The sequence below is a fragment of the Streptomyces sp. HUAS TT7 genome (assembly GCF_051550175.1).
In the GTDB taxonomy this organism is placed as follows: Bacteria; Actinomycetota; Actinomycetes; order Streptomycetales; family Streptomycetaceae; genus Streptomyces.
The window spans coordinates 6,542,794-6,555,818 of record NZ_CP196175.1 but is presented as its reverse complement, the minus strand read 5'-3'; the positions used below and the strand labels follow the sequence as shown (position 1 = coordinate 6,555,818).

Sequence of the window (13,025 nt, the reverse complement as noted above, 5' to 3'; positions counted from 1 at the left end):
GGGGACGGTCGTTATCCGACCGAGCCCTCCATCTGCAGCTCGATCAGCCGGTTGAGCTCCAGGGCGTACTCCATGGGGAGCTCCTTGGCGATCGGCTCGACGAAGCCGCGCACGATCATCGCCATCGCCTCGAACTCGGTCAGACCGCGGCTCATCAGGTAGAAGAGCTGGTCCTCGGAGACCTTGGAGACGGTCGCCTCGTGGCCCATGGAGACGTCGTCCTCGCGGACGTCCACGTAGGGGTACGTGTCCGAGCGGGAGATCGTGTCGACCAGGAGGGCGTCGCAGAGCACGTTCGACTTGGAGCCGTGGGCGCCCTCGCCGATCTCGACGAGGCCCCGGTAGGAGGTGCGGCCGCCGCCTCGCGCCACCGACTTGGAGACGATGTTGGAGGAGGTGTTCGGCGCCATGTGGACCATCTTGGAGCCGGCGTCCTGGTGCTGGCCCTCGCCCGCGAAGGCGATGGAGAGCGTCTCGCCCTTGGCGTGCTCGCCCATCAGGTAGACGGCCGGGTACTTCATGGTGACCTTGGAACCGATGTTGCCGTCGATCCACTCCATGGTCGCGCCCTCGTACGCCACGGCGCGCTTGGTGACCAGGTTGTAGACGTTGTTCGACCAGTTCTGGATCGTCGTGTAGCGGCAGCGGCCGCCCTTCTTGACGATGATCTCGACGACGGCGCTGTGCAGCGAGTCCGAGGAGTAGATCGGGGCGGTGCAGCCCTCGACGTAGTGGACGTAGGCGTCCTCGTCGACGATGATCAGCGTCCGCTCGAACTGGCCCATGTTCTCCGTGTTGATGCGGAAGTAGGCCTGCAGCGGGATGTCGACGTGGACACCCTTGGGCACGTAGATGAACGATCCGCCCGACCACACCGCGGTGTTCAGCGACGCGAACTTGTTGTCGCCGACCGGGATGACCGTGCCGAAGTACTCCTGGAAGAGCTCCGGGTGCTCCTTCAGGGCGGTGTCGGTGTCGAGGAAGATGACGCCCTGCTCCTCCAGGTCCTCACGGATCTGGTGGTAGACGACCTCGGACTCGTACTGGGCCGCGACGCCCGCGACGAGGCGCTGCTTCTCCGCCTCGGGGATGCCGAGCTTGTCGTACGTGTTCTTGATGTCCTCGGGCAGGTCCTCCCAGGACTCCGCCTGCTTCTCCGTCGACCGGACGAAGTACTTGATGTTGTCGAAGTCGATGCCGGAGAGGTCGGAGCCCCAGTTCGGCATGGGCTTCTTGTCGAAGAGCCGCAGACCCTTGAGGCGCAGCTTCAGCATCCACTCCGGCTCGTTCTTCTTCTCGGAGATGTCGCGGACGACAGCCTCGGAGAGACCGCGCTTGGCAGCGGCGCCGGCCGCGTCGGAGTCGGCCCAGCCGTATTCGTACGTGCCCAGGCCTTCGAGCTCAGGGTGGGCAGTCTCCGTGGGGAGAGTCATGCGGGGTTCCTCCCGGCCGTGCTTGCAGATGCTTGCTGATGTGTGGTCTGTGGTGGCGCGCCGTGCGGGATGAACGTGGTGCAGACGCCGTCGCCGTGGGCGATGGTCGCCAGGCGCTGCACGTGCGTTCCCAGGAGGCGGGAGAAGAACTCCGTCTCCGCCTCGCACAGCTGCGGGTACCGCTCGGCGGCGTGGGCGACCGGGCAGTGGTGCTGGCACAGCTGCTCACCGCGCTGCGGAAGGGGCGCGCTGCGCGCCGTAGCAGCGTACCCGTCGGCGCTCAAGGCCTTGGCCAGGGCTTGGGTGCGCTCTTCAGGCTGCACGGCCTCGATCGCGTCCCTGTACGCCCCCGCTTGAGCCTCGATGCGGGCCCGGGCGAACGCCGCGACGGCTTCCTCGCCGGCCGCGCCGCCGCCCGCCGACTGCTCGATCCAGTGCAGGGCGTCCACGGCGAGCTTGTCGTAGGACTGCTCGAAGGCGTCCCGGCCGCAGTCGGTGAGCGCGAAGACCTTGGCCGGCCGGCCACGGGTCCGCGCCCCGTACACGCGCTGTTCGCGCGGTGCGACGACCTCGTCGGCGACGAGTGCGTCGAGGTGACGGCGGACGGCGGCCTGGGTGAGGCCGAGGCGGTTCGCGAGGTCCTGTGCGGTCGAGGGCCCGTGGTCCAGGATGGATCGCGCGACCCGGTTGCGGGTGGACCGCTCACCGGTCGCGAGTTCCTCCTGCGGAGCCTCGCCGATGTTTTTCACAACGCCATTGTTGCGTAATTCCTCAGAGCCTGACAACCCACGTCCCGATCACCGGCCGGTGCAGTGCATCACTTAGGCATACCTAAGCTGACCTGCGGAAACGATCTTTGATCGATCGTTTCACCGGGAATTCGGTGGCCCCCAAAAGGGGCTTCCGGCAGACTGCCGTGCTATGCCCACACCCCCTGTGACCGGCCCTTTGTGTACGCGCGGCTCACTCGCCGAGGACCTGCGCGCGCTGGGTGTGCGACCCGGCGAGACCCTTCTCGTGCACTCCTCCCTGAAGTCGCTCGGCTGGGTGTGCGGAGGCGCGGTCGCGGTGGTTCAGGCATTTCTTGACGCACTGGGCGAAACGGGCACGCTCGTGGTCCCCACGCACTCCGGCGACAATTCCGACCCCGCGCACTGGGAGAACCCACCGGTGCCCGAGGAGTGGTGGGCGGACATCCGGGCGGCCATCCCCGCCTACGCCCCGGCGACCACGCCGAGCTATGGCATCGGGGTGATCCCGGAGGCCGTCCGCACCTGGCCCGGGGCCCTGCGCAGCGCCCATCCGCAGACCTCCTTCGCGGCGATCGGCCCGGGCGCGGAGCGGATCACCCGGGGCCACGCCCTCGACTGCCTGCTCGGCGAACGCAGCCCGCTGGCCCGCTTGGAGGACGCCGGCGCCCGGGTCCTGCTACTCGGCGCGGGATACGACTCCTGTACGTCCTTCCACCTCGCGGAATACCGGGTGCCGGGACCGCTGACGGAGGTGTCGTTCGCCGCGATGACCCCGCAGGGCCGGCAGTGGACGACCGTCCGGGACACCTCGATCACCAGCGAGCGCTTCGACGAACTGGGCGCGGACTTCGAGCGGGACAAGGGGGTGGTGCGGGGCACGGTGGGCGCCGCCGCCTGCCGCCTGTTCCCGGTCCGGGACGCGGTCGCCTACGCCGAGCGGTGGCTGCCGATCCACCGCCCGCGCGAGGAGTAGGCCCCGATCAGGCCCGGCGGGATCCGCTGGTGAACCAGTACGTCCCTGCCACCAGCAGCCCGCCGCCGACGATGTTGCCCGGCACGGTGAACGCCAGGTTCCGCAGCAGCTCCCCGACGCTCGCGCTCCCCTCGAAGAGGCCCAGGCCGAACAGCGCCATGTTGGCCACGCAGTGCTCGAAGCCCACCGCCACGAACACCAGGACCGGCAGCCACAGCACGAAGACCTTGGCTCCGTCCCCCCTGGCCCGCGAGAACATCCAGATGCCCAGGCAGACCAGCATGTTGCAGAGCACCGCCCGCCAGAACAGCTGCCCGCCGTCCAGCGCGTTCTTCGCGTCCAGCATCTCGGTGAGCATCGCGCGGGCCGGGCCGGACGAGGTGACCCCCGAGGCGTGCACCATCGCGCCGAAGGCCAGCGCCCCGGCGAGGTTCCCGGCGAGCGAGAACCCCCAGCTCGCCACCAGGTCCCGCGGCCCCGTACGCCCCGACAGGGCGCCCATCAGCATCACCATCACGTTGGACGTGAACAGCTGGGCCCCGGCGAACATCACGATCGTCAGGGCGATCGGGAAGACCGCCCCTTCGAGCAGCCGGGTCGCCGCCGAGTGCGCGGCGACGAACGGCGAGATCGCGACGAGCAGCAGCACCTCGCCGATCCCGATGTAGGCGCCCGCCAGCATCGCGGAGACGAAGTAGCGCGGCGGATTCCCCAGGTCGTGCGCCTTGTGGGCGGCCTGTCCCGTGATCTCTTCGACGTTCTCCGCAAGGGTTGTCACCCCTCGACGCTACGGTCCGCGAACGCTCACAACCGTCCGAAAAAGTCACCATTGCGAGGACCCGGGCCCCCGCGCCGGAGGGACCTTGTGCCCCGCCTAGACTTGCCGGTCATGAAGAGCGAGCCCGCCCTCCCGTCTCCCGGCCACCGCCCCTCAAGGAGACCCTGCGGGTCGCACCCCGTCGTCCAGGCTGTAGGCCTGGTCAAGCGGTACGGACCCAAGACCGCCGTGGACGGCCTCGACCTCACGGTCGGCGCGGGCACCGTGACCGCCGTCCTCGGCCCCAACGGCGCCGGCAAGACCACCACCATCGAGACCTGCGAGGGCTACCGCCGACCGGACGCGGGCACCGTCCGCGTCCTCGGCCTGGACCCCGTCGCCGACGCCGAGCGGCTGAAGCCGCGGATCGGTGTGATGCTCCAGTCCGGCGGCGTCTACTCCGGCGCCCGCGCCGACGAGATGCTCCGCCACATGGCCAGGCTGCACGCGCATCCGCTGGACGTCGATGCCCTCATCGAGCGCCTGGGCCTTGGCAGTTGTGGCCGTACGGCCTACCGCCGGCTCTCCGGCGGCCAGCAGCAGCGCCTCGCGCTCGCGATGGCCGTCGTCGGCCGCCCCGAACTGGTCTTCCTCGACGAGCCGACCGCGGGCCTGGACCCGCAGGCCCGCCGCGCCACCTGGGACCTCGTGCGCGAGCTGCGCGCCGACGGCGTCTCGGTGGTCCTGACCACGCACTTCATGGACGAGGCCGAAGCGCTCGCCGACGACGTGGCCATCGTCGACGCCGGCAAGGTCGTCGCCCAGGGCTCCCCCGAGCAGCTCTGCAAGGGCGGCGCCGAGAACACGCTCCGCTTCACCGGACGCCCCGGCCTCGACCTCGGCTCGCTCCTCAAGGCGCTGCCCGACGGCACGGCCGCCGCCGAGCTGACCCCGGGCGCGTACCGCATCACCGGCACCATCGACCCCCAGCTGCTCGCCACCGTCACCTCCTGGTGCGCCCAGCACGGCGTGATGCCCGACGGCATCTCGGTCGAGCGCCACACCCTTGAGGACGTCTTTCTGGAGCTCACGGGCAAGGAGCTGCGCGCATGACTCGGGATCACAACAACACCGCGCCCGGCCGGGGGTCCGGGGGCTGCCCCCCGGGAAGACACCGCCTCGGAACGACCGGTAAGGAGCTGCGCGCATGAGCGCCGGTACGTACGCACCGAAGCCGGGAGCGGCTCCGCTGGGACGGATGATCGGGGCGCAGGCCGCCCTGGAGACGCGGATGCTGCTGCGCAACGGCGAGCAGCTGCTGCTCACCGTGATCATCCCGAGCCTGCTGCTCGTGCTGTTCTCGACCGTCGACATCATCGACACCGGGCAGGGCAAGTCCGTCGACTTCCTCGCGCCGGGCATTCTCGCGCTCGCCGTGATGTCGACCGCGTTCACGGGCCAGGCCATCGCGACCGGCTTCGAACGGCGGTACGGGGTGCTCAAGCGGCTCGGCGCCTCTCCGCTGCCGCGCTGGGCGCTGATGACGTCGAAGACGCTGGCCGTCCTGGTCACCGAGGTGCTCCAGGTCGTCCTGCTCACCGTGATCGCCTTCGCGCTCGGCTGGTCCCCGCACGGCAACCCGCTCGCGGTGCTGCTCCTGCTCGTGCTCGGCACCGCCGCGTTCTCGGGGCTCGGGCTGCTGATGGCGGGCACCCTGAAGGCCGAGGCGACGCTGGCCGCGGCGAACCTGGTGTTCCTCCTGCTGCTCGTGGCCGGCGGGGTGATCGTGCCGATGGACAAGTTCCCCGGCGGCGTGCAGTCCGCGCTGAACCTGCTGCCCATCTCGGCCCTCTCCGACGGGCTGCGCGACGTTCTCAGGGACGGCGCGTCGATGCCGTGGGGGGACCTCGGGATCCTCGCGGTGTGGGCGGTCCTGGGCCTGGGCGCGGCGGCGAAGTTCTTCCGTTGGGAGTAGGCCCGGGGCTCGGTCGGCCGGGCGGGCACCCCTCGTGAAAACATGCACAAACGGGCGCCTACGATAGGGCGCATGCCGAAAGTGACCCGAGCCGATGTGACCGCAGCGGCCCGCAATCCGCTCCTCTACATCGCGCAGCGGTGGACCGCCTCGCCGACGATCGTGCGGCGCGCAGCCCTTGCCGCCCTCGTCATGTCCGTCGCCATCGTGGTGACCGGGGGCGCGGTCCGGCTCACCGGCTCCGGGCTCGGCTGCCCCACCTGGCCCAAGTGCACCAGCGACAGCCTGACCGTCACCAGCGAGATGGGCTTCCGCGGCGTCGTCGAGTTCACCAACCGGATGCTGACGTACGTGCTGTGCGCCGCGGTCGGCTGGGCGATCATCGCCGCCCGCTCGGCGAAGCCCTGGCGGCGCCCGCTGACCCGGCTCGGCTGGGTGCAGTTCTGGGTGGTCATGGGCAACGCGATCCTGGGCGGCATCGTCGTCCTGGTCGGCCTCAACCCGTACACGGTGGCCGCCCACTTCCTGCTCTCCAGCGCGCTCATCGCGGTCGCGGTGGTCACCTGGCAGCGCACCCAGGAGGGCGACGGCGCGCCAAGGCCCCTGGTGGGCAAGGCGGTTGTGCAGCTGACCTGGCTCCTGGTGGGCGCCTCGGCCGCGCTGATCGCGGTCGGCACGGTCGTGACCGGCACCGGGCGCCACCCCGGCGACTCCAAGGACGTGCCGCGCATCCCTCTCGACTGGACGATGATCACGCAGCTGCACGCGGACCTCGCCTGGGTCGTGGTGGCGCTGGCCGTCGCCCTCTGGTTCGTCCTGAAGGCCGTCGACGCCCCGGCCGGGCCGCGTGCCCGGGCCCGTGACCTGTTCCTGGTGCTCATGGGCCAGGGCGTGATCGGTTACGTCCAGTACTTCCTGAAGACGCCCGAGATCCTGGTCGGCCTGCACATGCTCGGCTCCTGCCTGGTGTGGATCGCGGCGCTGCGCGTCCTGCTCTCGCTGCGCGAGCGCCCCGAGGCCCCGGCCGAGGTCCCGGCACCGGCCGGCTCAGCGCTCAGCCACGCCTGACAGTCCGTAGACGCGGCGGGCATTGCCCGCCGCGATCATCCCGGCGACCCGCTGCGCGTCCGTGCGTGACCACGCGCCGTCGCCGACCCAGTCGCCAAGCACCCGGCTGAGCGCCTCCGAGAACAGCCGCGCGCCCACCACATGCAGTTCGGGCAGCCCGCGCGCGCCGCTGGAGTAGAGCAGCTTCCCGAACGGGGCCAGCTCCAGGATCTCCGCGAGCACGGCCGCCGCCCGCGCCCCCGTCCGCACCAGGGCGGGCCCGACATCCGCGTACACATGCGGGTGGACGCTGGCCAGATGGGCGGTCTGGCGGTGGTACGGATAGCCGTGGAGCAGCACCAGATCGGTGCCGAGCCCGGCCGTCGCGGACGCGAATCCGGCGAGGAGCATCGGGTCGGCCATGCCCACCTGGAGCTGGAGCGGGCGCCCGGCCGCGACCGCGCTCCACAGCAGGTGGCGCAGCAGTACCGGGTCCTGGAGGCGCCCGTGTTTGCGTCTGGCCGCCAGCCATCGTCCGGCGGCCCCGCGCACCTCCCCCGGCCCGGGCGGCTCCGGGTCGAGTCCTTCGCGTACGCCCGCCACCGAGGCGAAGGCGACGGCCGAGGCGGCCGAGGTGTGCACGGCCTCGGCGAGGTTGGCGAGGAAGGACTCGACGGTGCCCGAGGTGTCGGCGACCTGCTCGGCGAGGAGTTCGAGACGGACGATCTCGTGGGCGTCGGCCGCGCCGGCCGCGGCGATCTCGCGCGGGCCGGTGAGGTCCCCGGGCAGCCCGGTGTCCACCAGATAGGTGGAGATCCCGGAGCCCCGCAGCAGGCGTCTGCCCGATTCGAGTACGCCGAGTTCACGGCGGCGGGCCAGATAGCGGGCCGGGGGGCAGTGCGGTTCGAGGCCGAGCAGCGGGGGGCACCAGCGGCGTACGGCGAAGCCGGTCTGGGTGTCGAAGAACGTGGTGCCGGGCGCGGGCAGGGCTCCGGTGCGGCCGAGCGCCGTCTCGAAAGTGCCCAGGCCCAGCTCGGTGCGCAGGACTCCGTGGCAGTACTGGTCCACCAGGGTCGGGGTGTCGATCATCCGGGGCTCCCAGCGGTGGACGCGCTTCCACCACTCCTAACGGGTGAGCCCCGGATCGGTGTTGCTCAGCGGTTCTTCGGTCCGCCGAGCTGGATGCCGGCCATGCGGGTCCACTCGTACGGGCCGGTCTTCACCTTGGCCGCGAACTCCCCGTCGAAGTCCTCGTGGACGGTGATCCCGGACTTCTCGACCGCGCTCTTGGCGACGGCGTGGCTCGGCGCCACGAGGTCGCCCCAGCCGCCGTCCTCGCCTACGAGCACGATGCGGGCGCCCCGCTGGCCGATGTAGGCGATCTGGCCTTCGGCGCCGCCGTGCTCCTTGGCGAAGGAGCCGATCTGCCGGGCCAGCTTGTCCGCCCGCCGTGCGGCCTTGGCGGCCTGCTTCTCGTCAACCTGGGTGTCTGCCATGCCGCGATGCTACTAGCGGGTAGCCCCGGGAGCGACAAGAGGGGCCAGTGGCTTGCGCCACTGGCCCCTCTTGCACGTAAGCGATGCGGTCAGCGCAGGAACGGGTCCACCGCGACGGCCACGAACAGCAGCGACACGTACGTGATCGACCAGTGGAAGAGCCGCATTTCCTTCAGCTTGGCGCCCGTCGCCTCGGACTTGGCGCGGAGCTGGAGCGCGTGCGCCTCCCACAGCCACCAGCCGCCGGAGAGCAGCGCCACCGCGGTGTAGAACCAGCCGGTGTAGCCGAGCGGGGTGAGCAGCAGCGAGACGGCGACCATCAGCCAGCTGTAGAGGACGATGTGGCGGGCCACGACCTTGTTGGAGGCGACCACGGGCAGCATCGGCACGCCGACCCGCGCGTAGTCCTCCTTGACCTTCATGGACAGCGGGTAGTAGTGCGGCGGCGTCCAGAAGAACATGACGGTGAACAGGATGATCGGCGCCCACGACATGGAGTTCGTGACCGAGGACCAGCCGATGAGCACGGGCAGGCAGCCCGCGATGCCGCCCCACACGATGTTCTGCGAGGTCCGGCGCTTGAGGATCATCGTGTACACGACGACGTAGAAGAGCAGTGCGCCGAGCGACAGGGCCGCCGAGAGCCAGTTGACCAGGAGGCCGAACCACAGGGTCGAGACGACGGCGAGCGAGAGGCCGAAGACCAGGCACTCGCGCGGCGAGACCATGCCGGTCACCAGCGGGCGCTGCGAGGTGCGGTCCATCAGGGCGTCGATGTCGCGGTCGATGTACATGTTCAGCGCGTTCGCGCCGCCCGCGGAGAGGTAACCGCCAAGGGTGGTGGTGAACACCAGCCACAGCGGAGGGATGCCCTGCTCGGCCAGGAACATCACCGGAATGGTGGTGATGAGGAGCAGTTCGATGATCCGCGGCTTGGTCAGCATCACAAAGGCCTTGACGCGGGCCCCGAATGGCCGATGGCCCCCCGGGCTGGGAGTCAAGATGACCCCTGCGGGTCGGGACTCGACGGCCGTCACGCACACCCCTGACAGAGAATTCCCAGCAAGTCCCCGGTGATTCCGGACGTTCCCGGACGTGAAGGCCCGGTAAAGACTTGCGCGTACCACGCCACTCTAGACGTTGCCCATACGCCGCCATCCCCGGGGGTGGGGTCGTGTTGGGGGTGGTTCGCCGGGAGGCGGATTTCGCCGCTCCCCGGCACCCTGGAGGTGTCTGTCTCAACGTGCAGTCAGTCGAAAAAATGAGCGTTCCGGCAGGGGTAGGCTCGACAGCGCCCGGTGCGCCCTCAGTCACCGGGATTCGACATGTGGAGAGGAGCCCTGACTCAGGGTGAGCACCAAGCCGACCACCACAGACCTCGAGTGGACCGAGCTGGACCAGCGGGCCGTAGACACCGGCCGCGTACTGGCCGCGGATGCTGTACAGAAGGTCGGCAACGGCCATCCAGGTACGGCGATGAGCCTGTCCCCGGCCGCGTACACCCTCTTCCAGAAGGTGATGCGGCACGACCCGGCGGACGCCGACTGGGTCGGCCGCGACCGGTTCGTCCTGTCCGCGGGCCACTCGTCCTTGACCCTGTACGTCCAGCTGTACCTGGCCGGTTTCGGCCTGGAGCTGGATGACCTCAAGGCGTTCCGTACCTGGGGTTCCAAGACCCCCGGCCACCCGGAGTACGGCCACACCACCGGCGTCGAGACGACCACCGGCCCGCTGGGCCAGGGTGTCGCCAACGCGGTGGGCATGGCGATGGCCGCCCGCTACGAGCGCGGCCTGTTCGACCCGGAGGCCGCCCCCGGCACCTCCCCGTTCGACCACTTCGTGTTCGCGATCGCCGGTGACGGCTGCCTCCAGGAGGGCATCTCCGCCGAGGCGTCCTCGCTCGCCGGCCACCAGAAGCTCGGCAACCTGGTCCTTTTGTGGGACGACAACCACATCTCGATCGAGGGCGACACCGAGACGGCCGTCTCCGAGGACACGATCAAGCGGTACGAGGCGTACGGCTGGCACGTCCAGCGCGTGGCGCCCAAGCCGGACGGCGACCTGGACCCCGAGGCGCTGTACAACGCGATCGAGGCCGCGAAGGCGGTGACCGACAGGCCGTCGTTCATCGCGATGCGCTCGATCATCGCCTGGCCCGCACCGCACGCCCAGAACACCGAGGCCGCGCACGGCTCGGCGCTCGGCGACGACGAGGTGGCCGCCACCAAGCGCGTCCTCGGCTTCGACCCGGAGAAGACCTTCGAGGTCGCCGACGAGGTCCTGGCGCACACCCGCGAGGCTCTGGACCGCGGCCGTGAGGCCAAGGCCGAGTGGGAGAAGTCGTTCGCCGCCTGGCGCACCGCCAACCCGGAGCGCGCCGCCGAGTTCGACCGCATCAACGCGGGCGAGCTGCCCGAGGGCTGGGAGTCGCACCTCCCGGTCTTCGAGACCGGCAAGGGTGTCGCCACCCGTGCCGCCTCGGGCAAGGTCCTCCAGGCGCTCGGCGCGGTCATGCCCGAGCTGTGGGGCGGCTCCGCCGACCTCGCCGGCTCGAACAACACGACCATCGACAAGACGTCGTCGTTCCTGCCCGCCGGCAACCCGCTGCCGGAGGCCGACCCGTACGGCCGCACCGTGCACTTCGGCATCCGCGAGCACTCCATGGCCGCGGAGATGAACGGCATTGCGCTGCACGGCCACACCCGCATCTACGGCGGCACCTTCCTGGTGTTCTCCGACTACATGCGCAACGCCGTGCGCCTGTCCGCGCTGATGCACCTGCCGGTGACGTACGTGTGGACGCACGACTCGATCGGCCTCGGCGAGGACGGCCCGACCCACCAGCCGGTCGAGCACCTGGCCGCGCTGCGCGCGATCCCGGGCCTCAACGTGGTCCGCCCCGCGGACGCGAACGAGACCGCCATCGCCTGGCGCGAGATCCTTAAGCGCTACACCAAGGTGTTCGGCAAGGGGGCCCCGCACGGCCTCGTGCTCACCCGCCAGGGTGTGCCGACGTACGAGGTCAACGAGGATGCCGCCAAGGGCGGTTACGTGCTCTTCGACGCCGAAGGCGGTGACGCTCAGGTCGTGCTCATCGGCACCGGCTCCGAGGTCCAGCTCGCCGTCGGCGCGCGCGAGCAGCTGCAGGCGGCCGGCATTCCGACCCGGGTGGTCTCGATGCCGTGTGTCGAGTGGTTCGAGGAGCAGGACCAGGCGCACAAGGACAGCGTCCTTCTGCCGTCGGTCAAGGCGCGGGTCGCGGTCGAGGCCGGTATCGGTCTGACCTGGCACCGCTACGTCGGGGATGCGGGCCGCATCGTTTCGCTGGAGCACTTCGGCGCTTCGGCCGACGGCAAGGTCCTCTTCCAGGAGTTCGGCTTCACTGCCGAGCACGTGGCCGCCGCAGCCCGGGAATCTCTCGAAGCCGCCGCGCGCTGACGCCGGTATACGAACTAGTAGGAGATGCAATTCTCATGACAGACGCACTCAAGCGCCTCTCCGACGAAGGCGTCGCGATCTGGCTCGACGACCTGTCGCGCAAGCGGATCACGTCCGGCAACCTGGCCGAGCTGATCGACCAGTCGCACGTGGTGGGCGTCACGACCAACCCGTCGATCTTCCAGAAGGCGATCAGCAGCGGCGACGGTTACGAGCAGCAGCTCACCGACCTGGCCGCCCGCAAGGTCACCGTCGACGAAGCCATCCGCATGATCACGACGGCTGACGTGAGGGACGCCGCCGACATCCTGCGCCCGGTCTTCGACGCGAGTGAGGGCCAGGACGGCCGGGTCTCCATCGAGGTCGACCCGCGCCTGGCGCACAACACCAGGGCGACGGTGGCCGAAGCCAAGCAGCTGGCCTGGCTGGTGGACCGCCCGAACACGCTCATCAAGATCCCGGCCACCAAGGCGGGTCTGCCGGCGATCGCCGAGACCATCGGCCTCGGCATCAGCGTGAACGTCACGCTGATCTTCTCCCTTGAGCGCTACCGCGAGGTCATGGACGCCTACCTGACCGGCCTGGAGAAGGCCAAGGAGCGCGGCCTGGACCTGTCGAAGATCCACTCCGTGGCGTCCTTCTTCGTGTCCCGCGTGGACACCGAGATCGACAAGCGGATCGACGCGCTCGGCACGGACGAGGCCAAGGCCGCCCGCGGCAAGGCGGGGCTCGCCAACGCGCGGCTCGCTTACGAGGCGTACGAGGAGGTCTTCTCCTCCGACCGCTGGGCCGCGCTCGACAAGGCGCACGGCAACAAGCAGCGCCCGCTGTGGGCCTCGACGGGCGTCAAGGACAAGGCGTACAAGGACACCCTGTACGTGGACGACCTGGTCGCGCCCAACACGGTGAACACCATGCCGGAGGCCACGCTCGACGCGACCGCCGACCACGGGCAGATCACCGGCGACACGGTGACCGGCACGTACGAGCAGTCCCGCGCCGAGCTCGCCGCCGTCGAGAAGCTGGGGATCTCCTACGACGAGGTCGTGCAGCTCCTTGAGGACGAGGGCGTCGAGAAGTTCGAGGCCGCCTGGAACGACCTGCTCAAGTCCACCGAGGCGGAGCTCAAGCGCCTCGCACCCTCGGAGGCGTAA

General features: G+C 70.0%; 12 protein-coding genes. 6 read left to right on the top strand and 6 right to left on the bottom strand.

From position 1 onward, the window contains the following. Nucleotides 1-11: 11 nt before the first annotated feature. Both sufB and ACSHXC_RS29460 read right to left on the bottom strand, forming a co-directional pair. Complete coding sequence (sufB, locus tag ACSHXC_RS29465) at nt 12-1,433, bottom strand: Fe-S cluster assembly protein SufB (protein ID WP_438294468.1); 1,422 nt, start codon at nt 1,431-1,433, stop codon at nt 12-14. Then, on the bottom strand, nt 1,430-2,182 hold the full coding sequence (locus tag ACSHXC_RS29460; protein WP_189961263.1) for a helix-turn-helix transcriptional regulator: 753 nt from the start codon (nt 2,180-2,182) through the stop codon (nt 1,430-1,432). The genes sufB and ACSHXC_RS29460 overlap by 4 nt, the downstream gene beginning before the upstream one ends. A gap of 172 nt (nt 2,183-2,354) precedes the next feature. Between ACSHXC_RS29460 and ACSHXC_RS29455 the strand changes: the two genes are divergently transcribed. Beyond that, complete coding sequence (locus ACSHXC_RS29455) at nt 2,355-3,158, top strand: aminoglycoside N(3)-acetyltransferase (protein ID WP_438294467.1); 804 nt, start codon at nt 2,355-2,357, stop codon at nt 3,156-3,158. Nucleotides 3,159-3,165: 7 nt separating this feature from the next. On the opposite strand, the gene ACSHXC_RS29450 is transcribed toward ACSHXC_RS29455, so the two are convergent. Further along, nucleotides 3,166-3,936, bottom strand: coding sequence for a formate/nitrite transporter family protein (locus ACSHXC_RS29450; protein WP_438294466.1), 771 nt, complete (start codon nt 3,934-3,936; stop codon nt 3,166-3,168). Nucleotides 3,937-4,047: 111 nt separating this feature from the next. On the opposite strand from ACSHXC_RS29450, the gene ACSHXC_RS29445 reads away from it, so the two are divergent. The 3 genes from ACSHXC_RS29445 (at nt 4,048) to ACSHXC_RS29435 (ending at nt 6,958) form a co-directional block, all read left to right on the top strand. After that, nucleotides 4,048-5,028: an ABC transporter ATP-binding protein gene (locus tag ACSHXC_RS29445; RefSeq protein ID WP_438294465.1), complete on the top strand. Its 981-nt coding sequence runs from the start codon at nt 4,048-4,050 to the stop codon at nt 5,026-5,028. 94 nt (nt 5,029-5,122) lie between these two features. Next, entirely contained in the window at nt 5,123-5,890 is a 768-nt protein-coding gene (locus ACSHXC_RS29440; protein WP_438294464.1) for an ABC transporter permease, read from the top strand. 63 nt (nt 5,891-5,953) lie between these two features. Next, complete coding sequence (locus ACSHXC_RS29435) at nt 5,954-6,958, top strand: COX15/CtaA family protein (protein WP_438296892.1); 1,005 nt, start codon at nt 5,954-5,956, stop codon at nt 6,956-6,958. Here ACSHXC_RS29435 and ACSHXC_RS29430 read toward each other — a convergent pair. The 3 genes from ACSHXC_RS29430 to ACSHXC_RS29420 all read right to left on the bottom strand — a co-directional run bounded on the left by ACSHXC_RS29430 (nt 6,938) and on the right by ACSHXC_RS29420 (nt 9,476). Beyond that, on the bottom strand, nt 6,938-8,026 hold the full coding sequence (locus tag ACSHXC_RS29430; protein WP_438294463.1) for an amidohydrolase: 1,089 nt from the start codon (nt 8,024-8,026) through the stop codon (nt 6,938-6,940). The two genes, ACSHXC_RS29435 and ACSHXC_RS29430, sit on opposite strands and share 21 nt — an antisense overlap. A 65-nt stretch (nt 8,027-8,091) precedes the next feature. Beyond that, a complete protein-coding gene (locus ACSHXC_RS29425; RefSeq protein WP_438294462.1) occupies nt 8,092-8,433 on the bottom strand; it encodes a hypothetical protein in 342 nt (113 codons plus the stop codon). 89 nt (nt 8,434-8,522) lie between these two features. After that, nucleotides 8,523-9,476, bottom strand: a complete 954-nt coding sequence (locus tag ACSHXC_RS29420; protein WP_438294461.1) for a heme o synthase — start codon at nt 9,474-9,476, stop codon at nt 8,523-8,525. Nucleotides 9,477-9,783: 307 nt separating this feature from the next. Here ACSHXC_RS29420 and tkt point away from each other — a divergent pair, with 307 nt between their 5' ends. Next, nucleotides 9,784-11,871, top strand: a complete 2,088-nt coding sequence (tkt, locus tag ACSHXC_RS29415) for a transketolase (protein WP_438294460.1) — start codon at nt 9,784-9,786, stop codon at nt 11,869-11,871. Nucleotides 11,872-11,906: 35 nt separating this feature from the next. Then, nucleotides 11,907-13,025 (top strand): transaldolase, encoded by a 1,119-nt coding sequence (tal, locus tag ACSHXC_RS29410; protein ID WP_438294459.1) that lies wholly within the window; start codon nt 11,907-11,909, stop codon nt 13,023-13,025.

Bases quoted from the DNA above. Each gene is read 5' to 3' on its own strand.
- sufB (WP_438294468.1), bottom strand. From the start codon at position 1,433: ATGACTCTCCCCACGGAGACTGCCCACCCTGAGCTCGAAGGCCTGGGC.
- ACSHXC_RS29455 (WP_438294467.1), top strand. From the start codon at position 2,355: ATGCCCACACCCCCTGTGACCGGCCCTTTGTGTACGCGCGGCTCACTC.
- ACSHXC_RS29445 (WP_438294465.1), top strand. From the start codon at position 4,048: ATGAAGAGCGAGCCCGCCCTCCCGTCTCCCGGCCACCGCCCCTCAAGG.
- ACSHXC_RS29440 (WP_438294464.1), top strand. From the start codon at position 5,123: ATGAGCGCCGGTACGTACGCACCGAAGCCGGGAGCGGCTCCGCTGGGA.
- ACSHXC_RS29430 (WP_438294463.1), bottom strand. From the start codon at position 8,026: ATGATCGACACCCCGACCCTGGTGGACCAGTACTGCCACGGAGTCCTG.
- ACSHXC_RS29425 (WP_438294462.1), bottom strand. From the start codon at position 8,433: ATGGCAGACACCCAGGTTGACGAGAAGCAGGCCGCCAAGGCCGCACGG.
- tal (WP_438294459.1), top strand. From the start codon at position 11,907: ATGACAGACGCACTCAAGCGCCTCTCCGACGAAGGCGTCGCGATCTGG.